Origin of the sequence: Flavobacterium sp. W21_SRS_FM3 (assembly GCF_052113625.1) — a bacterium.
GTDB lineage: Bacteria > Bacteroidota > Bacteroidia > Flavobacteriales > Flavobacteriaceae > Flavobacterium.
The window spans coordinates 302,513-327,704 of the sequence record NZ_JBGQOD010000001.1 but is presented as its reverse complement, the minus strand read 5'-3'; the positions used below and the strand labels follow the sequence as shown (position 1 = coordinate 327,704).

The following is a 25,192-nucleotide window of genomic DNA, read 5'->3' as shown; positions in this document are numbered from 1 at the left end:
TGTAAATAGTTATTTTGAACCCGATTATTTTTTCTACTCCACCTGGAGTATTTATCTCTTTCATTTTATAATAACTATTTTATCGTTTTTATTTTTAGTTTTTGTAAATAAAACCTTTCCAGATAAAACTGGTTTTGCGTTTATGGGAATCAGTTTAATAAAAATGATGGCAGCAGTTGTTTTCCTAATTCCACTGTTACAATCTGACCTTCAGAACCAGATTCCAGATGTAGGAGCCTTTTTTATTCCGTATTTTTTATACTTGTTTTTTGAAACTTTTTTTGCGATTAAGCTAATAAACAAGCATTAAATTCTATATTTATCGCATTTAACGTTCATAAATTGAAATATAGCTTTTAAAAACTAAATGATATATTTTCAATTGTGAATAAATTATGTACCTTTGCAAAAAATTTTGAAACGTAAAATTAGACACACAATTTAATAATGGTATTTTCAAATAAACCTGTTCAGTTCTTATTAGTTGCTTTAGTAGCCAGTATCCCTTACTTTGGATTTGCAAATCCAGCGGTTGACAGTCTTTCTGTTGTTAATGAGTCTGTTGCAGAGCATGGAGCACATGCTGCACCCGAGAAAAAAGAGTTTAATGCTACAGAATTAATCAATGATCACATTGGTGATTCTCATGAATTTCACATTGCTGATTGGGATGGACACCCTATTTCTCTTTATTTGCCTATAATTTTATGGACAGATAATGGATTAGAAGTATTCTCATCAGAAGCATTTCACCATGATAACTCTGGAGAACACGTTATTGATGTAAACGGTCAAAAATTAGTTCGTTTCAATGAAGTAATTTTTTACGCTGATAAATATGAAACATTATCACAAGAAGATAGAGAAAACGGAGCTTTTGCTTTTGATGCAAGACCATTAGACTTTTCAATCACTAAGAACGTATTTTCTATGTTCATGTCGGCAATCGTTATGTTCTTATTGTTTTTTGCAGTAGCACGTTCTTACAAGAAAAACCAATTAGCGCCAAAAGGACTTGCTGGTTTCTTGGAGCCTTTAGTAACTTTCGTTAGAGACGAAATTGCTATTCCTAACATTGGTATCAAAAAGTACGCTAATTACATGCCGTATCTTTTAACTATATTTTTCTTTATTTGGATCAACAACCTTATTGGATTAATTCCTTTCTTTCCATTTAGTTCTAACTTAACAGGAAATATCTACTTTACTTTTGTATTGGCATTTATTACTTTCGTTGTAACTACTTTCAGTGGAAACAAAGATTACTGGAAACATATTTTAACTCCTCCAGTACCAAAGGCGTTATACCCAATTATGATTCCTGTTGAAATCATTGGGATGTTAACTAAACCTTTTGCATTGATGATTCGTTTATTTGCAAATATCACTGCAGGTCACATCATCATCTTGAGTTTAATTTCATTAATTTTTATATTCGATACAGTAGCGGTATCTCCTATATCAGGAGCATTCGTATTGTTCATGAGTGTATTAGAAATGTTAGTTGCTGCGTTGCAGGCTTATGTCTTCACGTTGTTAACAGCATTATTCATTGGTCAAGCTGTAGCAGAGCATGATCATCATTAAAATGTGTTTTAATAATTATTAACTATATAAATTTACTATTATGGTATTAGCTGGAATTGGAGCTGGATTAGCAGTAATCGGAGCAGGTCTTGGAATTGGAAAAATTGGTGGATCTGCAATGGATGCTATCGCTCGTCAGCCAGAAGCTGCTGGAAAAATCCAAACTGCTATGATTATCGCTGCTGCACTTATTGAAGGTGTTGCGCTTTTCGCAGTTGTAGTTGCTTTAATCGCGAAGTAATTAAAATTTAAAATTTCCTGTAGCGGTTGGCTACAGGAAATTTTTAAAAAAGAAAAACAATTTTTAAAAATATAAGTTTATGCAATTAACTTCACCGGAGAGTTTAATTTTTTGGACAACGATCATTTTCTTTGTTTTCTTTATTCTTTTAAGAAAATTTGCTTGGAAACCAATTTTGGGAGCAGTAAAAGGTCGTGAAGAATCGATAAATAATGCTTTGGCTTCAGCCGAATCAGCTCGTCAAGAAATGCAGAATTTAACTGCAGACAATGAACGCATCTTACAAGAAGCAAGAATGGAACGTGACGCTTTATTAAAAGAAGCTCGTGAAATGAGAGAAAAAATGATTGCTGATTCTAAAAATGAAGCACAAGCTCAAGGAGAAAGATTGATAGCGCAAGCAAAGGCTGCTATCGAAGCTGAGAAAAATGCAGCTATGGCTGAATTGAAAACTCAGGTTTCTACTTTGTCATTAAGTATCGCAGAGAAATTATTGAAAGACGAATTATCTAATAAAGAAGCTCAAACTAAATTAGTTGAGAAAATGTTAGGTGACGTAAAATTAAACTAAAATTATGTCAGGAACTAGAGCAGCAATTCGTTATGCAAAAGCATTCTTAGACTTAGCCATTTCTGCAGGAAATGAGCAAGAAGTTTATAAAGACATGTCTTTAATTTCTTCTACAATCAATGGAAATGAGGAATTGAGTAATTTTATTCAAAACCCAACGATTTCTGTAACTGTAAAAGAAAGTGCCTTGACAGAAGTTTTTGCAAATACAACAGGATTGACTAAAAGTCTTTTCCGTTTGTTATTAGAAAACAAGAGATTCGAAATTTTAGGAGGTATTGTTTCTCAATATATTCTTCTATCTGACGAAAATAATGGAATACAAGTAGTTAAAGTAACTACTGCTACTCCATTAGACTCCGTTTTAGAAGCAAAAGTTTCTGAAAAAATAAAAGAATTTTCTGATAAGAAAATTACAATAGTAAATACAGTAGACCCTTCTATTATTGGTGGGTTTATTTTAAGAATTGGTGATAAGGAGTACAATGCTTCTGTTGCTAATAGATTACAAGTTTTAAAAAGAGAATTAAGTAACTAGTTTTATTACACATTAAAGTGTCTAAATCATAAATTAAGATGGCGGAAATCAAACCTGCTGAAATTTCAGCAATATTAAGAAAGCAAGTAGAAGGTTTTGAATCTGGTGCTACACTAGAGGAAGTAGGAACGGTACTTCAAGTTGGAGATGGTATTGCTCGTATTTACGGGCTTTCAAATGTGCAATATGGCGAGTTAGTTGAATTTGATAACGGACTTGAAGCTATTGTATTGAATCTTGAAGAAGACAATGTTGGTGTGGTACTTTTAGGACCATCAACAGGAATCAAAGAAGGTTCTACAGCAAAAAGAACACAACGTATCGCTTCTCTTAAAGTGGGTGAGCAAATGGTAGGACGTGTAGTAAACACACTTGGTTTTCCAATTGATGGAAAAGGACCGATTGGTGGAGACTTATATGAAATGCCATTAGAAAGAAAAGCTCCTGGAGTTATCTTTCGTCAGCCAGTAACAGAGCCATTACAAACTGGAGTAAAAGCAGTAGATGCTATGATCCCAGTAGGTCGTGGACAACGTGAGCTAGTTATTGGTGACCGTCAAACAGGTAAATCAACTGTTTGTATCGATACTATCTTGAATCAAAAAGAATTTTACGATGCAGGAAAACCTGTATTTTGTATATATGTTGCTATCGGGCAAAAAGCTTCGACAGTAGCAGGAATCGCTAAAATGTTAGAAGAAAAAGGTGCAATGGCTTATACAGTTATTGTTGCTGCAAATGCTTCTGATCCTGCTCCAATGCAAGTGTATGCTCCTTTCGCAGGTGCTGCAATTGGAGAATACTTTAGAGATTCAGGTCGTCCAGCTTTAATTGTTTATGATGATTTATCTAAACAAGCAGTAGCTTACCGTGAGGTTTCTCTTTTATTAAGAAGACCACCGGGACGTGAAGCATATCCTGGAGACGTTTTCTACCTACACAGTAGATTATTAGAAAGAGCTTGTAAAGTGATCGCTGATGACGGAATTGCTAAAAACATGAATGATTTACCAGATTCTATCAAAGGAATTGTAAAAGGTGGTGGTTCATTAACAGCTTTACCAATTATTGAAACTCAAGCTGGTGACGTTTCTGCATACATCCCAACAAACGTAATTTCGATTACAGATGGTCAAATTTTCTTGGATGGAGATTTGTTTAACTCGGGGGTTCGTCCAGCAATTAACGTAGGTATCTCGGTATCTCGTGTTGGAGGAAATGCACAAATTAAATCAATGAAAAAAGTAGCTGGTACTTTAAAACTTGATCAAGCACAATTCCGTGAATTGGAAGCGTTTGCTAAATTTGGTTCAGACTTAGATGCTGTTACTTTAAATGTAATTGAAAAAGGTAGAAGAAACGTTGAAATCTTAAAACAAGGTTTAAACGATCCTTATACAGTTGAAGACCAAGTAGCAATTATCTACGCTGGTTCTAAAAACTTATTGAAAAATGTACCTGTTGAAAAAGTAAAAGAATTTGAAAAAGAATTTTTAGAATTTTTAAACAACAAACATAGAGCAACATTAGATGCTTTAAAAGCAGGTAAGTTAACAGATGAAATTACTGATGTAATTCAATCTGTAGCTAAAGAAGTTTCAGCAAAATATAACTAAAAATAGTCGAAAGTTGTAAAGTCCAAAGTCTTAAAGTCAGTTAACTGGCTTTTTACAGACTTTAGACTTTATAACTTTATGACATTAGACTAAAACAAAAATGGCAAATTTAAAGGAAATCCGTAATAGAATTACTTCCGTTTCATCTACGATGCAAATCACATCTGCGATGAAAATGGTTTCTGCAGCAAAGCTAAAAAAAGCACAAGATGCAATTACAGCAATGCGCCCTTATGCCGAAAAATTAACAGAATTATTACAAAATCTTTCTGCTACACTGGAAGGTGATGCTGGTGAAGAGTTTACGGCACAACGTGAAGTAAATAAAGTATTAATCGTTGTGGTAACTTCAAATAGAGGTTTGGCAGGTGCATTTAATACAAATGCAATTAAAGAAGCTAAAAACCGTGCAGCATTTTATGCAGGGAAGCAAGTGGATATTTTTGCTATCGGTAAAAAAGGAAACGATGTTTTAAGCAAAGTTTTGCCTGTAGTTGACAATCAAAGTGCGATTTATGATAATCTAACTTTTGATAATGTTGCTTTAATCGCTGATACGCTTACTCAAAAATTTGTTTCTGGTGAATATGACAAAATTGAATTGATTTACAATCAATTTAAAAATGCAGCAACTCAAATTGTGCAAATAGAACAGTTCTTACCTTTAGCTCCAATAAAATCAGATGTACCAGTATCAACTGGAGACTATCTTTTTGAACCATCTAAAGAAGAAATTGTTTTGACTTTGATTCCAAAATCATTAAAAATGCAATTGTATAAAGGAATTCGTGACTCGTTTGCTTCAGAGCACGGTGCCCGAATGACTGCAATGCATAAAGCAACTGATAATGCAACTGAATTAAGAAATCAATTGAAATTAACTTACAATAAAGCACGTCAAGCTGCTATTACTAACGAAATACTTGAGATCGTAGGTGGTGCAGAAGCTTTAAATGGTTAGTAGCAACTAATTCAACAATATATAAAACCTCGCTTTGCGGGGTTTTTTTATGCTTTATACTTAAAACCAACCGTCACTTTTTTAAGAATTATTTAACTACACTTTTACAAACCTTATTATAAATCAGGTAATTATACCTAATCCCGGCTGCCACTAAAATCTTACTTTTGAACTTATTAATCAATTGCGTGGGGCAACAATGGAAAATTATTTAATAGCACTATCGGAAAAAATATTAAAAGATGCACAAGACAACTTAGACACAGCACAGCTAAGAAGAGAATTGCATTACTTAAAATTAAACAAATTAGAAGGTTTTCTATCTTCAGATGATTTAAAAAAACATTTTTGGACGAACATCTACAATGCCTTTGCAATAATTATAGCCAAAGAAGCTTCTCAAACAGAAGCCGCATTCAAATACAAGCGAATCAAAATTGCGCGTAACATCCTTTCCTTAGATGATATTGAATACAAGATACTAAAATTGAACAAAAGCAATATTAGTCAAAAACTCATTAATGCCTTGTTTTCCTCTAATTTTATAAAAAGATTGGCCGTTGATGACGTGGATTATAATATCCAATTAAAATTAAATAGAGCTTCTTTATACAAATCAAATTATAATAGTACTCACTAATATCACAAAATAAAAGAATTAGCAAACAACTCCGTTTATAAAAAAGCAGCATTTGTGATAACTTTAATTGTGTCATTTATGCCTTGCTCTATTTTTTGATTAATTTTATGGTTTATAAAACGTACCATTGAAAATTAAAGAACTTACCACAATTGAAGAAATGCTTGCTCAAATTGGAGTGATGCAACAGCTATATCCAAAGCTATCGAAGGAAAAATATGCTAGTTATCTACAAGAAATGATTCCGCATAATTATACTCAAATTGCTGTATTTGATGAAAACGTTTGTGTGGGTATCACCGGCTGCTGGTTTTCGACAAAACTATGGAGTGGCAAATACCTTGAAATTGACAATTTTGTCGTCCATCCTGATCATCGCTCTAAAGGCATTGGTAAATTATTAACGGACTATGTGGAACAAAAAGCCATTGACTTAGCGTGTACTAATATCGTACTAGACGCGTTTACCACTAACTTTGCCGCACATCGCTTTTACTACAACCAAGGCTATGGTCCCAAAGGATTTCATTTCGTAAAAATTTTAAATGAAGAAGGTCTAACCTAAAATCAAAAAATGGAGTTATTTAAAAAATTACTTTTTACACTATGTATTGTATTAGGAATTTCGGGCTGCGCTATTAAAAGAGATGTACAAATGAATTTTCCACAAGAAATAGCTTCTGTTTACTTAAAAACACAAAAAGGAACCGATGGCAGTTCAGAAAGAATAATGCTCTACATCGCATTGCAGGAGGATTTGAAGGAAAATGTACAATTAGAAAAAATCTATTTTAGGACACAAGAAGCAACATTCGAAAAGGTAAATGCAAAACTATATAGGGCTACTATATCTCCCGTTCAAATTGATTCTAATCTTATCCTCTCTGGCGAGCATAAAAACGAATATGGCAATGTAGCTCCAGAAATTAGAAAATCAAAATTTGAATTATTGCCTAATGACGCAATGCTGCAATACAAATTAAGCAACAAAACCTTATACTATAAAATAACAAACATCAAGGAACAGTAATGAATAGCTAACTGCTGATGAATAAACAAAAGAAATAGTTATTTTTGTTTTTTAAATAAATTAAAGACCATTTTGGGATTATATAAAAACCTTTTTAAGCAAACTGCTATATATGGACTGGCCACTGTAATGCCAAGGATGTTTAGCTTTTTACTTGTACCACTTTACACTGATTTACTACCCAAGGCTGAATATGGAAAAGTATCCATCATCTTCGCCTACATGATATTCTTTAATGTCATTCTAGCCTACGGAATGGAGACGGCGTTTTTTAGATTCTATAGTAAAGAAACTAATAAAGATAGTGTGGTAGAAACTGCCACGGTTTCTGTTTTTTGGACCACCATCCTCTTTCTCTTTATTGCATTATTATTTCGCAGCAGTTTAGCTGACTGGTCTGGAATTGATCCGCAGTACATTGGGTATACCATATGGATTCTAGCTTTGGATGCCTTAGTTATTATTCCGTTTTCAAAACTGAGAGCGTTTCAAAAACCTATGGTTTATGCAGCTATCAAAATAGGAAACGTACTAGTCAACCTTATTTTGAGCGTACTTTTTTTACTGTATATCCCACAAATTATCAAAAGCAATCCAGATGGTTTCTTAAGTTCTGTATACGTTGATAACTTTCAAATAGGCTATATCTTTTTAGCGAATATCATTGCGAGTTTACTAACCTTTGTAGCGCTATCACCTAACTATGTGTTTCTGAAATGGAAATTTGATTTTAGTTTATGGAAAAAAATGATGCGCTACGGTATGCCCATCATGATTGCAGGAATCGCATTTGCCATCAATGAGCAATTTGACAAAATATTATTAGGTAAGTTACTGCCTGACAATATAGCTGAAGCTGAAGTAGGAGTCTATTCTGCCTGCTATAAATTAGGACTATTTATGGTTTTGTATAGAACTGCATACACCTTAGGTATTGAACCGTTCTTTTTTAGTCATGCTTCTAATAAGAATGCGCCGCAAACCTACGCTATGGTAACCAAATATTTTGTCATTTTTGGATCATTTATTCTGTTAACCGTAATCGTTTTTTCTGATTTGTTCAAACAACTAATGATACGTGACAGTTCGTACTGGGTGGCTATGAAAGTGGTGCCTTTGATTATTTTGGCCAACTTCTTTTTAGGAATTTACACGAACCTTTCCGTTTGGTATAAATTGATAGACAAAACGCACATTGGAGCTTATATTTCTATAGTTGGAGCCATAATCACATTAGTATTAAACTATTTGCTTATCCCCTCAATGAGCTACTATGGTTCAGCCATAGCTACCATAGCGGCTTATGGAAGTATGATGCTTATCTCCTACTACTTAGGGAACAGGTACTACCCTATTCCTTATGATATAAAAAAAATTGGAGGCTATCTCTCCTTATCCATATTGTTCTCGGCAATATCCTTTTATGGATTCAGAGAAAATTATTATGTGGGAATCACGTTATTACTATTATTCCTTTATTTTATTTATCACAACGAAAAAGAAACACTTTTAAAAATAGTGAAGCGTAATAATAGTTAGGAGCCATTTCCTGCTGTGCGCTATATCTTTTCTTTCCTTAAAAAAGTCAAGAAAAGGATGCCGCTTCCATCAGGGCTAGAAATCCTGCTAACAAATTCAAAAAGAGTAAAAATGAAAATACACATCATCAATAAATCACAACATGCCTTGCCTAACTATGAAACCATAGCATCCGCAGGAATGGATTTAAGAGCTAATTTAACAGAGTCTATAAGCCTACAACCATTAGAGCGAACTATTGTAAAAACAGGACTTTTTATTGAACTGCCTATAGGTTACGAAGCGCAAGTGCGACCACGAAGTGGACTGGCCTTTAAAAACGGAATCACAGTTCTTAATTCCCCAGGAACGATCGATGCTGATTATCGTGGCGAAATTGGTGTGATTTTAGTAAATTTATCCGCTGAAGTTTTTGAAATTAAAAATGGAGAGCGTGTAGCCCAACTGGTTATAGCTAAACACGAGCGTGCAGACTGGATTGAAGTCCAAGAATTATCTGAAACTTCTAGAGGTGCTGGCGGTTTTGGTAGTACTGGAGTAAAATAAATTCAATAATTTAAAGATTGAAACATTTAAAAATTCGAAGAGAATCATTTAATCTTTCAGTCATTTAATCTTTCAATAATAATAAAACATGAAAATAATTATCCCTATGGCAGGACGTGGTTCACGTCTTAGACCACATACATTAACCATTCCTAAACCATTAATTCCTATTGCTGGAAAACCTATTGTACATCGTTTAGTAGAAGATATTGCTGGCGTTATCAGTCAAAATATTGAAGAAATAGCGTTTATCATTCACAAAGATTTTGGTACAACAGTCGAGAATGATTTGATCGCCATTGCTGAGAAACTAGGCGCTAGAGGTACAATCTATTATCAAAATGAAGCTTTAGGAACGGGTCATGCGATTATGTGTGCCAAAGAAAGCATGGATGGACCTATTGTTGTGGCTTATGCTGACACTCTTTTTAGAGCTGATTTTAGCTTAGATACTACTGCTGATAGTGTAATTTGGGTGAAACAAGTAGAAGACCCAAGCGCTTTTGGTGTAGTCCAATTAAATGAAAAAAATGAAATTGTTGATTTTGTTGAAAAACCAGCAGAATTTGTTTCAGACTTAGCCATCATTGGAATCTATTATTTCAAAAAAGGAGAAGATTTACGCACTGAATTACAATACTTACTGGACAATAATGTTACTAAAGGTGGTGAATACCAATTAACAGACGGACTGGAAAATCTGAAACAAAAAGGAATGCGGTTTGTTCCTGGAAAAGTAGACGAATGGATGGACTGTGGTAATAAAAATGTCACTGTTGAAACCAACTCACGAATGCTGAACTTTTTACACAAAGATCAGGTAGATTTAGTCGCTTCAAATGTGAGATTAGATAATTCTACGATTATACCTCCATGTTATATTGGTGAAAATGTAGTGTTAATAAACAGTACTGTGGGTCCTAATGTTTCTTTAGGAAAAGGATGCCATGTGGTTAGTACGACAATCAAAAACAGTTTGGTGCAAACCCATGCGCATATCAGCAATGCAAATTTAGACAATGCAATGATAGGAAATCATGCTACTTTTAATGGTGATTTTACAGCAATTAGCATTGGTGATTATTCCGTTTTAGAGTAGCCAAATTAGCTAAAAATATAAGCCTGCAAACTTTTAAACGTTTGCAGGTATTTTATAAACTACAATGATAAAAAAATCCTTCTTATTATTTCTATTTGTTTTGCTAAGCAATTCCACTTTGCTCTTGGCTCAAACAGAACCGGAAGATGTTAAGCAGGATGTAAATAAATTTGAGGATTATTTTTATGAATCCTTAAAACAAAAAGGCATTGAAAATTATGATAAAGCGATTGTCGCTTTAGAAAAATGTCTAAAAATCGAACCTCAAAATGCGACGATACATTTTGAATTAGGAAAAAATTATTTGGCTTTAAAGCAATATAAAAACGCCTATACTTCCTTCGAAAAAGCGGCCAGTATCGATCCTACTAACAAATGGTTTTTTATAGGTATGTATGACGTCAATTATGAAACCAAAGATTATCAAGGTGCCATAAAAACAATACAGCAATTAATACCATTTGATCCCAAATTCAAAGAGGACTTGACTTCACTTTATATGAACACAGGGCAATTTGATGAGGCCTTAGCTTTAATAAATGAGCTAAACGAAACCTCTGGAAAATCGGATCGAAGAGAATCTTATAAAATCCAAATTTTATCACAAGGGAAATATCAGAATGCTGAAATAGCTCATTTGGTCGAACAAGTAAAGAAATACCCAAAGGAAGAAGCTAATTATCTTTCGCTTATTTATTTGTATTCAAAGAATAATGAAGAGACAAAAATGCTGGAAACAGCCAAAGAATTAGAAAAGCAAATCCCCACTTCAGAATGGGCACAAGTAAGTTTATTCAAAAATTATTTAGAAGTTAACGATGGTATAAAAGCGGTTAAAGCGATGAATATCGTTTTGGGAAGCACTAAAATTGATCCTAAAATTAAACATCGCATCCTTAATGAATTTTTATTATTTGTTACTAAAAACCCACAATACAGTGCTGATTTAGAAAAAGCGATTGGCTATTTTGACAACGATCCTGAAGTGAATGTGGCAAAAGAAATAGCGAAGTTCTATCAAATTAAAAAGCAATGGGACAAAGCCATTCCGTTGTATGAAAAAGCACTTAAAAAAGGGACCGAAGTAGATTTAGAAAGTAGTTTGCTTTTGCTTCAAGCGTACACAGAAACGAAAAATTTTGAATCTGTAGTCCGATTGGCGGTTGAAATGATCGACAGCTTCCCTACCCAACCCCAATTTTATTATTATGCAGGATTAGGCTATAACCAACTTTTGCAATATAAAAAAGCCAAAGACATTCTAGAAATGGGCATGGATTATGTAGTAGAAGATATTACTTTAGAAATAAATTTCAATATTCAACTGGGAGAAGCCTACAGTGGCTTGGGAGACCATAAGAAAAAAGAGTTTTATTTTTCTAAAGCCAATCAATTATTAAAAAAATAAAATATGAAAAAAATAGCCCTTTTATTAGCCATCGTACTGATGGTTTCTTGTAAATCAAAATCGATCGTGACTGAGGTTAGCGCGCCAGCAACCTATTTAAAGTCTAAAACAATAATTGAAAATCATTACAACAATAAAACTGACTTTTCTACATTATATATTAAGGCTAATGCCCGTTATGCAGATGACAAGCAAACACAAAATGTAACTGCGGAAATCAAAATAAAAAAGGATGAACAAATTCTAGTAAGCATTCGGTTTTTAGGTATCACAATGGCTAAAGCATCGATTACACCTACTACAGTGCGTTACTATGAAAAAATAAAAGGGACTTACTTTGAGGGAAATTTTAGTTCGCTAAGCCAGTGGTTAGGAACTGATTTAGATTATACTAAAATTCAAAATATGTTAGTAGGAGAAGCTTTAGATGATTTAAGCAAGGGAAAATATGCTGAATCTTTAGTAGAACAACTGTATCGACTGGATGATGTATCAAATTCAAAAACTAAAAAAACCTTTTATATCAATGCAGACGATTTTAGCGTTAATAAGCAAGAGATCAATCAAACTGCTGAAGGTAGAATGATTCAAGTAGCCTATTCAGATATTAAAAAATACAATGAAATCAGTATCCCTACGAAGGTCCTGATCAACACTTATCAGAAAAAAGGGAAAACCGAAATTAATTTAGATTACAATACCATTTCATTTAATGAAGAACTTTCTTTCCCATATAGTGTTCCTAATGGTTATAATAGAGTTATAATTAAGTAAATTTGCAAAAAATATTTTTTTAAGATGCCAAAAATTTTCCTAAGCCTATTATTTATTTGTCTGACTTCCACGATGTGGAGCCAGTCTTCTCAACAAGAAAAATTAGAACAGCGTAAAGCAGAGATTCAAAGAGAGATTAGAGAGAATGAAAAGATGTTGAAAAATGTGAAGTCGAAAGAAAAGTCGGCTATGAATGTGTACATGATTCAAAAAAATAAAATTCGCCTAAAAGAAACGTTAATTAATACTACGGAGAAGCAAACCAAGCTTTTGGCAAATGATATGTATATTAATCAAGTGAAGATTAACAAGCTTAATAAAGAACTGCTTATCCTTAAAGCCGATTATGCTAAGATGATTGTAAAGTCCTACAAAAGCAGATCTGAACAAAGTAGAGCGATGTTTATCCTATCTTCTGAAAGCTTTTTACAAGCCTATAAAAGGGCACAATACTTGAAACAGTATACTAATTTTAGAAAGTCTCAAGGAGAGGAAATAGAATCTAAATCGACGGAGTTAATTACCATCAATAAAAGATTAAACGGCCAAAAAATTGCTAAGCAAAAATTATTAGCAGAAAACGTTAAAGAGCGTGCTGTTTTAGAGAAGGAAAAGATAGAGCAAGAGAAATTAGTAAATGAAATTAAGAAAGATAAAAATAGAATAGTTTCAGACATCAGGAAAAAACAGAGAGAGTCAAAAACTATTGATAGACAAATTGACCGTTTGATCAGGGAAGCCATTGCTGAAGCCAATAGAAAAGCTGCTTTAGAAAAAGCGAAAGCAAAAGCCCTAGCTGAAAAATCAGGAGCCACTCCAAAAGAGGTCGCTGCTACGGCTTCAAAAGCACCAGTATCTTCGTCCAGAATTGAATTGACTCCAGAATCTAAACTTATTGCTGACAATTTTAGAGCCAATAGAGGAAATTTACCTTGGCCTGTTGAAAAAGGATTTATATCATTAGGTTATGGCGATCAGGCACACCCTATTTACAATACCTTAGTAATTCATAATAGTGGTGTAGAAATCACGACTAATGAAGGTGCTAATGCTAGAGCCGTATTTGGAGGAGAAGTGGCCAGTGTGATGGTATTATCACCTGTTAATAAGGCCGTAATGATACAGCATGGAGATTACTTCACTATATACCAAAATTTAAGCTCGGTATCCGTAAACAAAGGAGATAAAATTAGTATAAAACAAAACATAGGGCGTGTACGAACTAATGGGGATACAGGTAAAACTGTAATTAAGTTCTTGTTACTTCAAAACACTACATATACGGACCCTAAAGGATGGTTGTCTAATAAATAAGACATCTTACTACATAAAAAAAGCGCCTCGTTTTATTAGTTATAAAACGAGGCGCTTTTTTTATGAATCTGTCCTAATGACTACTATTTTACTTGTCTGTACTATTTGTAAAAGTAGCTTCGGTAGCCTTCATCATTTGTGCTGTAGTCCAAGTTCCTGAAACAATCATGCGTCGGATAGTGTACAAAGGGTCCACTGAATCTCTTTTGGTCGAAAGAATAAATGCCATCTGATAACCGCTTTCTTTTATTTTAGGAATGGCAGCTGTATTCCATAGTCCAAAAGGATAGGCGAAATAAGGAACGGGTTTAGCTATAATTTCTTGCAGTTTCTCCTTAGGTTTAACCAACTGCGTATTCCAGTCCTCTCCTGCGTATTTTGTCACCATATGATGATCCCAAGTATGAGCACCTATACTATGACCAGAATCAGACATAGACTTAATTTGCTCTTTGGTCAAATAATTAGGACGATTAATTGAAACGGTCATTACAAAAAACACTCCTTTAAAGCCGTATTTTTCCATTTCAGTTACTCCTAAACTATATTGTTCTCCCCGAGTATCATCAAACGTGATCATAATGGGTTTTGAAGGCAATGGCGCATTAAAAACCAAATAATTATATAGCTGTTCTGGCAAAATAGTATGATAACCGGCTTCTGAGAGTGCTTTCATTTGAGCTGCAAAATCAGCAGGTTTAACTGAGTAGACTTTTGTCATAGCACCTGAACTCGCGTTAAAATCTTTAATGTTGTGATAGCACAAGATAGGCACTTCCTTCTTGGCTAAAATAGCTGCAGCATCATTGGGTTTCTTTTGCGCTACTTTTTTTTCTTTCTGAGCAGCCGCAGGTGTAGCTTCTTGAGAGACTGTATCAGCTTGTTCCACTTTTGACTGGCATCCTATCACTAAAAAAAAAGCCACTAAAGGATATAATAAACTTTTCATCATCTGTTAGTTCTTAAAAAGCATTATTGGTATTGAATGTAAATCGGTTTTGGTGTGAACTTCAACAATTCTTCTGGCGTGTACATTTGCCAGTTGTTCCAGTTGTCATTTTTATAAAATAATTTGAAACCAGTAAATTGCACGGGTTCTCTATAAATATAGCTCAAGTAGGTAGAACGTTTTAAAACTTTACTTCCAAAGCCGTCCATATCCATCACTACTTGTACCTCTGGAACTGTTTTAATCTTTTTATAATTAGTCACCATACCTTGTGTAAAACGATGCACGATTAAAACTTTAGGAGTTAATTTGTTTTCTCTAACCACCTCAGCAAGAATATCAATGGCATCATTAATATCATCAGCGGTAAAAGAACCAATTTTTGAACCTGGGATTTCACCGTTTTTCAATGAAAATTCGGGATCAATACCTAAGTGAACATTGGGCATAGCTAAATATTCTTTTAATTCAGTCACTTCGTTTTTAACCGTGCTGTGCCCTACTTGAATATCTAAAAACACCAAAGCATTAATGGGTTTAGCCCAACTAATTACCGTATCGATTTGTTTGAACGGCATGCGCATGCGATGCATGTTGGCTTTTCCTGGCGCACCTTGAGCGGTTACTGCAATATAATGCAAAGCAGGTATGGTTTTCACTGTCGAATCTGCCGCGGCCCATTTGGCTACTTCAGATTGTAATTTGGCTAACATTTGCTCTTTGGGAATTTCACCTAAGATTCCCATTCTCTTTGAATACAAATTTCCGTAGAAAGCAATAATTCTATTGTATGGCAATAATGCGCCCGGTAAAGGATGTGGCGTTTTCACTGGCCATCTCCCTGTAGTGTCGTTGTTACTTAAGGCTAACATTCTCTTATTGTAATCTACGGTGTCAATGGTCGAAATTTGTTTTTTCTTCACCGTGTCAACAGTTGCTGAATCTAATTTTGAATCAATAGATTGATCGTCTGCTGCCTTACCTTGGTTGCAACTTGATGCGCCAATAAGTACAGAAAGAGAGAGAACTAATATCGTGAATTTTTTCATAAAAAAGTTTTGGTTTCATTACAAAGATAAACCTAGTTACCGACTATTTATTATGTTCTTACTAATTGATTTTATAAGATAAGCATATAAAAAATATAATCAAGCTATTTTTGATTCCAGAACAGAATACGCTAAATTTATAACTACTATTCTAAATTCTTACATTAGGTGTTAAAGACCCACTCTCGTTTTTTAATATTGATTATTTTACTGCTACATGTTGTAACAGCTAGCAGTCAAATAACAAAAGATACCACTTCCCTATCAGAAGTGCGCATTGTAGCGTCTCCAACAGCGGTGTCCTTACAAAAAATGGCGGCTGCTGTAGCCAGTATTCCAATAACGGAAGCAAATAGTGGTGATGGAATAATCCTGACTTCGGTACTTAATAAAATTCCGGGAATTAATATGCAGCAGGGCGCTTTGAATACCAATAGGATTTCCATTCGAGGGATGGGTGCCCGCTCCCAGTATGGTACAACTAAAATAAAAAGCTATTTTGAAAATATCCCGTTAACCACTGCAGAAGGCGAATCTACTATTGAAGATATCGATATGGAAAATATTGGTCGCATCGAAATTGTAAAAGGACCTAACAGCACAAGCTTTGGCTCCGGATTAGGTGGGGTCATTCATCTGTTTGCAAAAGACATTCCCGCTCAGACCTTCGCATTAAAATCAGCTACGACCTACGGAAGTTATGGCTTATTAAAACAAAGTTTCTCTGGAGTGTACAGCCAAAATGCGATAGCAAGCACGATAAATTACAATCATTTACAAAGTGATGGCTTTCGCCAAAATTCGGCTTACGATAGAAAATCTGTTTCGCTATTGAGCAAACAAAAAATTAACAACACAACTGCTTTGTCTCTTGTAGCTATTTACACAAGGCTAAAAGCCTATATTCCTAGCTCCATTAATGAGGACGACTTTAACAATCATCCTGAGAAAGCAGCTAACAAATGGTTGCAGGCACAAGGATATGAATCCTATGACAAACTACAGCTGGGTTTGGGCTATCAGCAACAATTTACTAATAAATGGTCTTTTAAGAGTAGTGTCTTTTCTACTTTTAAGGAGGCGTACGAACCGAGACCTTTTGATATTTTAGCAGATAAAATTAGCAATTTGGGTTTTCGAACCAGCCTCAATTACAACAGCAGTATTGGTTCATTACCGTTTGAATTGAGTTTGGGAACCGAAATACTTACCGAAAAGTATCAGTATTCCTTATTTGAGAACAACTTCCAATCCAATCAAAATCAAGGAAGTCTGGCTGGTGCCAAATTTACAGAGGCAGAACAAAACAGGAACTACAGCAATTATTTTTTACAATCCACTTGGTCTCTTTCGCGTGATTTGCAGCTGGAGGCAGGTTTGGCTTTGAACAGCACTAGCTATACTTTATTGAATATTTTAGAACCAAATAATAGTCCCAAAAAAATACATCGTTTTGCTGATGTAGTGTCTCCCCGAATGGGCCTTAGTTATCAAATAGCTTCCTTAAAAAACCTGTACGCCTCCGTTAGCAAAGGTTTTTCCCTGCCTTCTGTAACAGAGACATTGAATCCCAACGGGCAAATCAATACCAATCTGCAATCAGAAATAGGGTGGAATTATGAAATAGGTTTCAAAGGCAATTGGATGCAAAAAAGGCTGTACAGCGAACTGGCTTTTTTTAGTACACAAATTACAAATCTATTGGTTGCACGCCGTACCGCAGCAGATCAATACATTGGAATCAATGCTGGAGCAAGCAGTCATCAAGGCATGGAATTCACGTTAAATTACCAACTGCTACAAACAAGCAACTGGCAGTTGACTAGCTATCTGTCGGCAGCTTTGAACCATTTTAAATTCAAAGATTTTATTGATGGTACTAGCGATTATTCGGGGAATCAATTAACGGGAGTGCCTAATTCACAATATACATTAGGACTGGATTTCAATACAGCTAAAGGATTTAGTCTGAACAGCTCTTTTTTAAAAGTGGGCCCAATTCCTTTAAATGACGCTAATTCTAAATATGCTAAACGTTATGAATTAGTAAATATCAAAGCGAGTTACATGCTTACCCTGCTGCAACAGCTGAAAACTACCTTTAGTGCGGGCATCAACAATGCGACAAATACGCATTATGCTGCGAGTATTTTGCCTAATGCTGTTGGATTTGGTACTAGTAAACCACGGTATTATTATCCTGGAAATCCTAGAAATTATTATGCCGCTATTACTTTGAACTATTTATTTTAATTTCAAGCTACTTTTTAACTGCAGCCACTTCTTCCACAGTGACACTCTTTTTTTGTTTGTTGCCCCAGCTCGTCATAATATAGTTCATTACGTCTGCTACTTCTTGATTTCTCAGTCCCATCGCAGGCATCGCGCTATTGAATTTTTTAGCATTAACCACTATGGGGCCACTAAGGCCAAATTTCACCGCATGAATGCTTTGGGCTCTTTTTTCAGTTAACCAATTAGAACCGGCTAAATTTGGAAAATTTTTAGTGTCTCCTTTACCGTTAGCCATATGGCATTGCATACAGAAATCAGTGTAGACTTCTTTACCGTTTTCAACACTTTTTTGTAATGGCGTTTTATCTTGCTCATCTGCTGAGAAACTAACGTAATCAGTCTTCGAAAAATCGTTCAAAGGTATCACTACATCAGCATAATAAAACCCGCTACAAAGGGTCAATAGCAATCCGATAGGTAATTTAATAATCATCATTTTAATTGGGTATTATTTTAACAATGCCTTTCCCTTCTACTCCCAGATAAATAAATCCGTCTGGCCCTTGCGATACTGATCGTACTCTACCAATATCAGTAGCAATTTTTTGTCTGGCTGTAATGTTGTTTCCATTTACTTTCACCAATTCTAAATATTGAAATTTTAAAGAACCAATAAGCAAATTGCCTTTCCAGTCTGGGTACTTGTCACTGGTTACAAAAGTCATTCCGCTAGGGGCAATAGAAGGAATCCAATAGTAGATAGGATTTTCAATTCCCGGTTTTTCTTGTATTTTACTGATGGTGGTATCATCATAGTCGATACCATAAGTAACCACTGGCCAACCGTAGTTAGCTCCTTTTTTAATAATATTGATTTCGTCTCCCCCTTTAGGACCGTGCTCATGTTCCCAGATAGCGCCAGTAGTTGGGTTTTTAACTAATCCTTGAGGATTGCGATGTCCATAAGAGTAGATCGCCTCTTTAGCGCCATTTTTCCCTACAAAAGGATTGTCTTTAGGAATACTCCCATCATCATTCAAACGGTATATTTTTCCGTTGTCACGAGTAATGTCTTGTGGATTGACAAAATGAGCGCCGCGCTCCCCTGCCGAGAAATACAAGTAGCCCTCGTTGTCAAAAACAATTCGAGATCCAAAATGCTGTCCCTTTGTCGTATTGGGTCCACATTTATACAGCGACTCTATTTGCGTTAGGCTTTCGTTTTGCAATTTGGCTCGAATAAGTTTGGTGTTACCTCCTTCGCCCTCGCCCTCCGTGGAAGCATAGGTCATATAAATCCAACCGTTTTTCTCATAGTCGGGATGCAGTACAATATCTAGTAAACCTCCTTGACCGCGATTGTAAACTGCAGGAACGTTTTTAACTTCCATTTTTGTGCCATTTTTAAAATGGTATAAAATACCGCTTTTTTCAGTAATAAGCATGGAGCCATCGGGTAACCAAGCCATTCCCCAGGGTATGGCGATCCCGTCAACGACCGTTTCTAAACTATAGTTTTTTACCTCATCTTGAATGCGCACGTCTTTTTGATCAATTTGGGCATTGCAACTAAGAACAATGAAGGAAATAAATAATAAGCTGATTCTTTTCATAATGCTATGTTTAAGTCGTTAAAAAAACGATTGTTTAAAGATAATAAAAGAAGTTTAGTCGCTGGATGATAAATTTAGGTTTTTAACAAAGAAATATAATTACTAAGTGCTTTTGAAAATATAATTTGATTAAGTTTAAAAAGTTCAGCTTCAATATTCCAGTCTTTGATCATTTCTTCATCTTCGTCGCAAACTTGTTCTCCAGTCATTTTTCTAGTGAGTATATCACTCATTAAGATATCGCTACAGGAATAATATTTAGGATAGTATTTTTCTATAAATGTCCAGTTTATGTAGTTAATAAATTGTAATGATACCATAAGAAAATGTTTTTTTAATACCGAATAAATGTATAGTTAATATCTGGTAAGTAATTTAAGCTCTAATAACAACGATACGGCAAACTAAAGAAAGTTTATAGTTTATTAAAAATTGTGTCCATATGATATTCTAAAAATTCTAGTTTTGGTAAGTATTTAATTGGTGTTGTGATTTTATGATTTTCAATAGAGGCAAAGTGATTTTGATAAAAAGTGGTGCTTTTTTTCTTTTTTAAAGAGTCTGAAAGTACAATTTTAAAATTTTGATTTATTCCAATTATTCCTTTATCAAATGCTTTATCAAACAATGCTGAAAAGCAAATACCATTTTCAGGGTTTAAACGCTGTTTTTCGTTTTTTGACCACGGTATAATATGACTTGCCAATAAAAGCTCAGGGATATCAATACCAGTGATAGCACATTTGGTAGAATAATTCGCTAAAACCATTTGCCTAAATACTGATTGGTTTACTCTTGTTTTAACTTCTCTAATTAAATTTTCTCCTTTTAAATTCTTTAAATCAAAAAGTATATCTTGATATTTATTTTCAATACTTGATTTCTCTTTTTGAGCTAAAATATATTCACTTAAAAAAATCAATTCCTCTTGATTGTGGAAAAATTCATCCCAAATTGGTTGAACTTGATTTATCCCATTTTTAAGCCCTCCAATTCCTCTTTGCTGATGAAATGGATCAACACTAGCAAAATTTCCCAATCTCATTCCAATTGAACTAGGTGTTCGGTTTATTAATTCAGCTAATTCAATTACCTGTGGATTTCCCTTATGAGTTTTCCCGAATTCAATTTTCAAGTAGAGATTAAAAGCTAATATTAATTCTTCTCGCGTCCACAGTCTTACTTTCGACATTATTATTTATTGATTTAGTTAATTGGATACTACAAATTAATATATCCAATGTATCTAATGTAAAGATAATTTTTGAATTGAATTTAAGAAATTTATTAGATGGAAAGACTTGCCCTCCCTAGCCCTGACTGCAATGGAATTCCTTATGCAAGAGGCTGCTGTTTTTCTAGGTATAAAAGAGCGACTGTAAGAAGCTCCTTTTATGCCGTAGAAAAGCAAAGGCTATAAATAAGAATGCAATGAAAGGCAGGAGTAGCTCCTAAAACAAACTAGTGTTTTAAAGAAAGTAGTAATAAATAATGAAATGTCGTGAAGAGCTTTTTAAGCAGATTTAAGCTCCTTAAAATGCGACCTTGTGTTCTTGTGAGAAATGTAGCTTTTTAGCTCATGGAAGTGTGCCTACTGGCTTTGTTTAAAACGCAGGCGCTAAACAACGCGAGCTACGCAATAACTTCGTTGAATTTAGTGCAAAAAAAAAGCCCGACATTGCTGTCAGGCTTTTAAAAATCTTGTCCCGATAGCTATTGGGAGAACCAACCCCGAAAGCTTTCGGGGCTATGATTAACAGTCTTTATATTTTTCAAGTAATTTGATGGTGATTTCAGGATATCGTATAAGATTTTCAATATAAATTTTACTTTTCATTTCCTTGATATGCTTCTCGATTGCTAAAGCTTGTGTTTCGGTTTCACATTCAATTTTAAAATAGATTTCCCAATCTGTAGCTTTACTCGTAAATTTTCTAGTTTCGTTTGAATTTAAATGGAATTCCAATCGTACATCAAAATTAGATGTATAACCAATGTAAAATCGATTCAATGTAGCGGAGTGAAGAATGTATACTAAATTCATTTTTGTGGTTTTTATAAAATGAAAGGTTTTTCGAACGCGAGTTACGCAAAAACTTCGTTGAGTTTAGTGCAAAAAAAAAGCCCGACATTGCTGTCAGGCTTTTAAAAATCTTGTCCCGATAGCTGTGGGGAGAACCAACCCCGAAAGCTTTCGGGGCTATGATTAACAGTCTTTATATTTTTCAAGTAATTTGATGGTGATTTCAGGATATCGTATAAGATTTTCAATATAAATTTTACTTTTCATTTCCTTGATATGCTTCTCGATTGCTAAAGCTTGTGTTTTGGTTTCACATTCAATTTTAAAATAAATCTCCCAATCTGTAGCTTTACTCGTAAATTTTCTAGTTTCGTTTGAATTTAAATGGAATTCCAATCGTACATCGAAATTAGATGTATAACCAATGTAAAATCGATCCAATGTAGCGGAGTGAAGAATGTATGCTAAATTCATTTTTGCAGTTTTTATAAAATGAAAGGTTTTTCGAACGCGAGTTACGCAATAACTTCGTTGAGTTTATTGCAAAAAAAAAGCCCGACATTGCTGTCAGGCTTTTAAAAAGCTCCCTCTCTTGGGCTCGAACCAAGGACCCTCTGATTAACAGTCAGATGCTCTAACCAACTGAGCTAAGAAGGAAACTGTATATTTTTATATATAAGAACTTTTTAATCTTTTTTTGTTGCTTTATTGTGATGTGCGTTTCAGTGGTAAAGCGGTGCAAAGATAGGCCTAAATTTGATATCTGCAAGCAAAAATTAAAATTTTTTTTACTTTTTTTTACTTGCCTACAATTGCTTTATAAATGTCATTTCCGTTAGCAAATAGTAGTAGTGTGATAAGTAAAACAAAACCAACCATTTGTGCGTTCTCTAAGAATTTATCTGATGGTTTTTTACCTGAAATTATTTCGTATAATAAAAACATCACATGTCCACCATCAAGTGCCGGAATAGGCAATAAGTTCATTACTCCAAGCATAATTGACAATAAAGCTGTGATTCTCCAAAAGGTTTCCCAACTCCATGTATTTGGAAAAATATCAAATATGGCTTTAAAACCTCCTACTTGTTTGTAAGCACCGGTACTTGGACTAAAAATCATTTTTAATTGTTTTCCATATCCTACTAACTGGTCTTTACCTTTAGTGATTCCCACCGGAATAGATTCTGCAAAGCCGTATTCTTGCTTGCTTACTTTATAATACCCTAGTTTCTCTAAAGATTCTAAACTGATACCACCTGTATTCACTCCTAAGGAACCTTCTTTAGAAACTACCACCGTAATGTTTTGTTCTTTTTGATTGCGCAAAATTGTTGCTGGAATGGTTTTACCCTTGACATTCGCTAAAATTGGTTTTACCTGATCAAAATATTTTGTACGCTGCCCGTTTAACGAGATAACAATATCTTTAGGTTCTAAATTAGTATTTGGCGATTCTTCACTGACTGCGCCAATAGCAAATGGCATACGGATGTCAATTAAAGTCCCTTTTTCATGCTTAGATAACTGATCTACAAAATCAATAGGCATATTGATCTCTTGTTGCGTTCCATTTCTTTCGATCAATACCTTTTTGGCCATGATAATTTTCATGTTGATATCGTTGTCAAACTTAGCAATAGCCACACCATCTGTAGCTAAAATTTTATCACCCGTTTTAAAACCGGCATTGATCATGGCTGGATTTTCAATTAGCAAACCATCACTAAAGTCAGTCATTGCCACAAAGGTATCTCCGTAAGCAAAAGCCATTCCGATATATATAATGAAAGCCAAAATAAAGTTGACGGTCACACCACCAAGCATAATAATTAAACGTTGCCACGCTGGCTTAGAACGAAACTCCCAAGGTTGTGGAGGCAAAGCCATTTGCTCTTTGTCCATACTCTCATCAATCATTCCAGATATTTTCACATAACCACCTAGAGGCAACCAACCGATTCCGTATTCAGTCTCTCCAATTTTCTTTTTTAGAAGGGAATATTTAACATCAAAAAACAAATAAAATTTTTCGACTCTGGTTTTAAATAATTTAGCAGGAATAAAATGTCCTAATTCGTGAAGTATAATAAGTAATGATAAACTCAATAAAAATTGAGAAAGCTTGATAAATAGATCCATTTTTTAATTTTAATTCTTTTTATGACTCACAAAAGTAAGGTTTTCTATTTGTATAATTTGCAATAATTATTCCATACCTTTTTAAATGTTTGTTAATTAATGGAATTTGAATTTTTCGTTTGGCAGATGTCCCTTAACTTTACTTTTCTAAAATGGCTAACAATCTAGCCTCATTTATAACGATTTAAAATATACAGTATGTCTTCAAAATTATTTTCACCACTTCAAATAAAAGATATTAGCCTTAAAAACAGAATTGCAATCTCGCCTATGTGTCAATATTCGGCTACAAATGGATTTGCTACAGATTGGCATCTCGTACATCTGGGCAGTCGTGCTTTAGGTGGCGCTGCATTAATTATTCAGGAGGCCACAGCTGTTTCTCCCGAAGGCCGAATTTCTCCAGGCGATCTAGGAATCTGGAATGACAGTCATATTGAAAAGTACATCCAAATCAATGAATTTATCGAAAATCATAATGCCGTTCCTGGAATCCAGCTGGCTCATGCTGGTAGGAAAGCAAGTGTATCTGCTCCATGGGAAGGCAATAAAAAATTAGATCCTTCTAGTGAAGAAGGTTGGCAAACTGTCGCTCCAAGCGCTATAGGTTATCACGATAATGAAGCGACTCCTGAAGCATTAGACAAAAACGGAATGGAAAAAGTACTTTCTGATTTTAAAGCCGCAACTAAAAGATCCGTACAGGCAGGGTATAAAGTAATGGAAATCCATGCTGCTCATGGGTATTTGTTGCACCAATTTCTTTCTCCTTTATCGAATCTACGAACAGATGAGTATGGCGGAAGTTTTGAAAACCGCATCCGTTTTACACTAGAAGTGGTTGAAGCGGTCCAATCAGAATGGCCAAAAAACTTGCCACTGTTTGTAAGAATATCAGCGACTGACTGGGCAGAGGGCGGCTGGAATGGCGAAGAATCAGTTCAACTTTCTAAAATATTAAAAGAGAAAGGAGTGGATTTAATTGATGTTTCTTCGGGTGGGTTAGTTTCGCACCAACAAATTCCGCTAGGACCTAATTACCAAGTGCCTTTTGCCGAAAGCATTAAAAAAGAAACGGGAATTTTAACTGGAGCCGTGGGTTTAATTACCGAAGCGCATCAAGCAGAAGAAATTGTTGCTTCAGGAAAAGCGGATCTGGTATTGTTTGCCAGAGAATCTTTGAGAGATCCTAATTTAGGATTGACATTTGCACATGCTTTAGGCGCGGATATTGAATGGCCAAAACAATACGAAAGAGCTAAAAAATAAATTATTTTGAAAAACGTAAATTGGGCACTGCCTTTTTTACTGCAAAAT

26 protein-coding genes and 1 tRNA gene are annotated in these 25,192 nt (G+C 34.6%); 17 read left to right on the top strand and 10 right to left on the bottom strand.

Going from position 1 to position 25,192, the window contains the following annotated elements:
- The first annotated feature begins 447 nt into the window (after window positions 1-447).
- The 15 genes from atpB to ACEN2K_RS01420 all read left to right on the top strand — a co-directional run bounded on the left by atpB (window position 448) and on the right by ACEN2K_RS01420 (window position 13,864).
- A complete protein-coding gene (gene atpB, locus ACEN2K_RS01490; RefSeq protein ID WP_441757537.1) occupies window positions 448-1,587 on the top strand; it encodes a F0F1 ATP synthase subunit A in 1,140 nt (379 codons plus the stop codon).
- A 40-nt stretch (window positions 1,588-1,627) separates the two neighbouring features.
- A complete protein-coding gene (gene atpE, locus ACEN2K_RS01485) occupies window positions 1,628-1,828 on the top strand; it encodes an ATP synthase F0 subunit C (protein WP_031453874.1) in 201 nt (66 codons plus the stop codon).
- 79 nt (window positions 1,829-1,907) lie between these two features.
- Window positions 1,908-2,399 carry a F0F1 ATP synthase subunit B gene (locus tag ACEN2K_RS01480; protein ID WP_441757536.1) on the top strand — a complete coding sequence of 164 codons (492 nt, stop codon included), beginning with the start codon at window positions 1,908-1,910 and terminating at the stop codon, window positions 2,397-2,399.
- A gap of 4 nt (window positions 2,400-2,403) precedes the next feature.
- Window positions 2,404-2,937: an ATP synthase F1 subunit delta gene (atpH, locus tag ACEN2K_RS01475; protein WP_441757535.1), complete on the top strand. Its 534-nt coding sequence runs from the start codon at window positions 2,404-2,406 to the stop codon at window positions 2,935-2,937.
- A gap of 38 nt (window positions 2,938-2,975) precedes the next feature.
- Window positions 2,976-4,553 (top strand): F0F1 ATP synthase subunit alpha, encoded by a 1,578-nt coding sequence (atpA, locus tag ACEN2K_RS01470; RefSeq protein ID WP_441757534.1) that lies wholly within the window; start codon window positions 2,976-2,978, stop codon window positions 4,551-4,553.
- Between the two features lie 100 nt (window positions 4,554-4,653).
- Complete coding sequence (gene atpG, locus ACEN2K_RS01465) at window positions 4,654-5,514, top strand: ATP synthase F1 subunit gamma (RefSeq protein WP_441757533.1); 861 nt, start codon at window positions 4,654-4,656, stop codon at window positions 5,512-5,514.
- 199 nt (window positions 5,515-5,713) lie between these two features.
- Window positions 5,714-6,154, top strand: coding sequence for a DUF547 domain-containing protein (locus ACEN2K_RS01460; RefSeq protein WP_441757532.1), 441 nt, complete (start codon window positions 5,714-5,716; stop codon window positions 6,152-6,154).
- Between the two features lie 160 nt (window positions 6,155-6,314).
- Window positions 6,315-6,719, top strand: coding sequence for a GNAT family N-acetyltransferase (locus ACEN2K_RS01455; protein ID WP_441757531.1), 405 nt, complete (start codon window positions 6,315-6,317; stop codon window positions 6,717-6,719).
- 9 nt (window positions 6,720-6,728) lie between these two features.
- The gene (locus ACEN2K_RS01450; RefSeq protein ID WP_441757530.1) at window positions 6,729-7,184 is read left to right on the top strand and encodes a hypothetical protein; all 456 of its coding nucleotides are present in this window, start codon (window positions 6,729-6,731) and stop codon (window positions 7,182-7,184) included.
- 72 nt (window positions 7,185-7,256) lie between these two features.
- A complete protein-coding gene (locus ACEN2K_RS01445) occupies window positions 7,257-8,723 on the top strand; it encodes a lipopolysaccharide biosynthesis protein (RefSeq protein ID WP_441757529.1) in 1,467 nt (488 codons plus the stop codon).
- 111 nt (window positions 8,724-8,834) lie between these two features.
- Complete coding sequence (gene dut / locus ACEN2K_RS01440; protein WP_441757528.1) at window positions 8,835-9,269, top strand: dUTP diphosphatase; 435 nt, start codon at window positions 8,835-8,837, stop codon at window positions 9,267-9,269.
- An 88-nt stretch (window positions 9,270-9,357) separates the two neighbouring features.
- Window positions 9,358-10,368, top strand: coding sequence for a sugar phosphate nucleotidyltransferase (locus ACEN2K_RS01435; RefSeq protein WP_441757527.1), 1,011 nt, complete (start codon window positions 9,358-9,360; stop codon window positions 10,366-10,368).
- Between the two features lie 64 nt (window positions 10,369-10,432).
- Window positions 10,433-11,776 (top strand): tetratricopeptide repeat protein, encoded by a 1,344-nt coding sequence (locus ACEN2K_RS01430; protein ID WP_441757526.1) that lies wholly within the window; start codon window positions 10,433-10,435, stop codon window positions 11,774-11,776.
- Between the two features lie 3 nt (window positions 11,777-11,779).
- Window positions 11,780-12,550 carry a DUF4292 domain-containing protein gene (locus ACEN2K_RS01425; RefSeq protein ID WP_441757525.1) on the top strand — a complete coding sequence of 257 codons (771 nt, stop codon included), beginning with the start codon at window positions 11,780-11,782 and terminating at the stop codon, window positions 12,548-12,550.
- Window positions 12,551-12,574: 24 nt separating this feature from the next.
- Entirely contained in the window at window positions 12,575-13,864 is a 1,290-nt protein-coding gene (locus tag ACEN2K_RS01420) for a murein hydrolase activator EnvC family protein (RefSeq protein WP_441757524.1), read from the top strand.
- Between the two features lie 88 nt (window positions 13,865-13,952).
- On the opposite strand, the gene ACEN2K_RS01415 is transcribed toward ACEN2K_RS01420, so the two are convergent.
- Both ACEN2K_RS01415 and ACEN2K_RS01410 read right to left on the bottom strand, forming a co-directional pair.
- Window positions 13,953-14,816: a polysaccharide deacetylase family protein gene (locus tag ACEN2K_RS01415; RefSeq protein ID WP_441757523.1), complete on the bottom strand. Its 864-nt coding sequence runs from the start codon at window positions 14,814-14,816 to the stop codon at window positions 13,953-13,955.
- A 20-nt stretch (window positions 14,817-14,836) separates the two neighbouring features.
- Entirely contained in the window at window positions 14,837-15,862 is a 1,026-nt protein-coding gene (locus tag ACEN2K_RS01410) for a hypothetical protein (RefSeq protein WP_441757522.1), read from the bottom strand.
- A 168-nt stretch (window positions 15,863-16,030) separates the two neighbouring features.
- Here ACEN2K_RS01410 and ACEN2K_RS01405 point away from each other — a divergent pair, with 168 nt between their 5' ends.
- Complete coding sequence (locus ACEN2K_RS01405) at window positions 16,031-18,115, top strand: TonB-dependent receptor family protein (RefSeq protein ID WP_441757521.1); 2,085 nt, start codon at window positions 16,031-16,033, stop codon at window positions 18,113-18,115.
- A gap of 7 nt (window positions 18,116-18,122) precedes the next feature.
- Here the strand turns inward: ACEN2K_RS01405 and ACEN2K_RS01400 are convergent, their stop codons facing one another.
- The 8 genes from ACEN2K_RS01400 to rseP form a co-directional block, all read right to left on the bottom strand.
- Window positions 18,123-18,593: a c-type cytochrome gene (locus tag ACEN2K_RS01400; protein ID WP_441757520.1), complete on the bottom strand. Its 471-nt coding sequence runs from the start codon at window positions 18,591-18,593 to the stop codon at window positions 18,123-18,125.
- Window position 18,594: 1 nt separating this feature from the next.
- Complete coding sequence (locus ACEN2K_RS01395) at window positions 18,595-19,710, bottom strand: PQQ-dependent sugar dehydrogenase (RefSeq protein WP_441757519.1); 1,116 nt, start codon at window positions 19,708-19,710, stop codon at window positions 18,595-18,597.
- Window positions 19,711-19,784: 74 nt separating this feature from the next.
- Window positions 19,785-20,030: a hypothetical protein gene (locus ACEN2K_RS01390; protein WP_441757518.1), complete on the bottom strand. Its 246-nt coding sequence runs from the start codon at window positions 20,028-20,030 to the stop codon at window positions 19,785-19,787.
- A 95-nt stretch (window positions 20,031-20,125) separates the two neighbouring features.
- On the bottom strand, window positions 20,126-20,902 hold the full coding sequence (locus ACEN2K_RS01385) for an HNH endonuclease (RefSeq protein ID WP_441757517.1): 777 nt from the start codon (window positions 20,900-20,902) through the stop codon (window positions 20,126-20,128).
- Window positions 20,903-21,463: 561 nt separating this feature from the next.
- Complete coding sequence (locus tag ACEN2K_RS01380) at window positions 21,464-21,754, bottom strand: GIY-YIG nuclease family protein (RefSeq protein ID WP_441757516.1); 291 nt, start codon at window positions 21,752-21,754, stop codon at window positions 21,464-21,466.
- A 162-nt stretch (window positions 21,755-21,916) separates the two neighbouring features.
- Window positions 21,917-22,207 carry a GIY-YIG nuclease family protein gene (locus ACEN2K_RS01375; protein WP_441757515.1) on the bottom strand — a complete coding sequence of 97 codons (291 nt, stop codon included), beginning with the start codon at window positions 22,205-22,207 and terminating at the stop codon, window positions 21,917-21,919.
- Between the two features lie 109 nt (window positions 22,208-22,316).
- Window positions 22,317-22,390: transfer RNA gene (locus tag ACEN2K_RS01370), tRNA-Asn, on the bottom strand.
- Window positions 22,391-22,531: 141 nt separating this feature from the next.
- The gene (gene rseP / locus ACEN2K_RS01365) at window positions 22,532-23,875 is read right to left on the bottom strand and encodes an RIP metalloprotease RseP (RefSeq protein ID WP_441757514.1); all 1,344 of its coding nucleotides are present in this window, start codon (window positions 23,873-23,875) and stop codon (window positions 22,532-22,534) included.
- A gap of 198 nt (window positions 23,876-24,073) precedes the next feature.
- On the opposite strand from rseP, the gene ACEN2K_RS01360 reads away from it, so the two are divergent.
- Window positions 24,074-25,144: an NADH:flavin oxidoreductase/NADH oxidase gene (locus tag ACEN2K_RS01360; protein ID WP_441757513.1), complete on the top strand. Its 1,071-nt coding sequence runs from the start codon at window positions 24,074-24,076 to the stop codon at window positions 25,142-25,144.
- The last annotated feature ends 48 nt before the right edge of the window (window positions 25,145-25,192 follow it).

Coding starts and splice junctions, on each gene's coding strand:
- ACEN2K_RS01400 (WP_441757520.1), bottom strand. CDS start 18,593: ATGATGATTATTAAATTACCTATCGGATTGCTATTGACCCTTTGTAGC.
- ACEN2K_RS01415 (WP_441757523.1), bottom strand. CDS start 14,816: ATGATGAAAAGTTTATTATATCCTTTAGTGGCTTTTTTTTTAGTGATA.
- ACEN2K_RS01375 (WP_441757515.1), bottom strand. CDS start 22,207: ATGAATTTAGCATACATTCTTCACTCCGCTACATTGGATCGATTTTAC.
- atpG (WP_441757533.1), top strand. CDS start 4,654: ATGGCAAATTTAAAGGAAATCCGTAATAGAATTACTTCCGTTTCATCT.
- ACEN2K_RS01380 (WP_441757516.1), bottom strand. CDS start 21,754: ATGAATTTAGTATACATTCTTCACTCCGCTACATTGAATCGATTTTAC.
- rseP (WP_441757514.1), bottom strand. CDS start 23,875: ATGGATCTATTTATCAAGCTTTCTCAATTTTTATTGAGTTTATCATTA.
- ACEN2K_RS01410 (WP_441757522.1), bottom strand. CDS start 15,862: ATGAAAAAATTCACGATATTAGTTCTCTCTCTTTCTGTACTTATTGGC.
- ACEN2K_RS01395 (WP_441757519.1), bottom strand. CDS start 19,710: ATGAAAAGAATCAGCTTATTATTTATTTCCTTCATTGTTCTTAGTTGC.
- ACEN2K_RS01455 (WP_441757531.1), top strand. CDS start 6,315: ATGCTTGCTCAAATTGGAGTGATGCAACAGCTATATCCAAAGCTATCG.
- ACEN2K_RS01385 (WP_441757517.1), bottom strand. CDS start 20,902: ATGTCGAAAGTAAGACTGTGGACGCGAGAAGAATTAATATTAGCTTTT.
- atpB (WP_441757537.1), top strand. CDS start 448: ATGGTATTTTCAAATAAACCTGTTCAGTTCTTATTAGTTGCTTTAGTA.
- atpA (WP_441757534.1), top strand. CDS start 2,976: ATGGCGGAAATCAAACCTGCTGAAATTTCAGCAATATTAAGAAAGCAA.
- ACEN2K_RS01435 (WP_441757527.1), top strand. CDS start 9,358: ATGAAAATAATTATCCCTATGGCAGGACGTGGTTCACGTCTTAGACCA.
- atpE (WP_031453874.1), top strand. CDS start 1,628: ATGGTATTAGCTGGAATTGGAGCTGGATTAGCAGTAATCGGAGCAGGT.
- ACEN2K_RS01360 (WP_441757513.1), top strand. CDS start 24,074: ATGTCTTCAAAATTATTTTCACCACTTCAAATAAAAGATATTAGCCTT.
- ACEN2K_RS01390 (WP_441757518.1), bottom strand. CDS start 20,030: ATGGTATCATTACAATTTATTAACTACATAAACTGGACATTTATAGAA.
- ACEN2K_RS01460 (WP_441757532.1), top strand. CDS start 5,714: ATGGAAAATTATTTAATAGCACTATCGGAAAAAATATTAAAAGATGCA.
- ACEN2K_RS01425 (WP_441757525.1), top strand. CDS start 11,780: ATGAAAAAAATAGCCCTTTTATTAGCCATCGTACTGATGGTTTCTTGT.
- ACEN2K_RS01480 (WP_441757536.1), top strand. CDS start 1,908: ATGCAATTAACTTCACCGGAGAGTTTAATTTTTTGGACAACGATCATT.
- dut (WP_441757528.1), top strand. CDS start 8,835: ATGAAAATACACATCATCAATAAATCACAACATGCCTTGCCTAACTAT.
- atpH (WP_441757535.1), top strand. CDS start 2,404: ATGTCAGGAACTAGAGCAGCAATTCGTTATGCAAAAGCATTCTTAGAC.
- ACEN2K_RS01450 (WP_441757530.1), top strand. CDS start 6,729: ATGGAGTTATTTAAAAAATTACTTTTTACACTATGTATTGTATTAGGA.
- ACEN2K_RS01420 (WP_441757524.1), top strand. CDS start 12,575: ATGCCAAAAATTTTCCTAAGCCTATTATTTATTTGTCTGACTTCCACG.
- ACEN2K_RS01430 (WP_441757526.1), top strand. CDS start 10,433: ATGATAAAAAAATCCTTCTTATTATTTCTATTTGTTTTGCTAAGCAAT.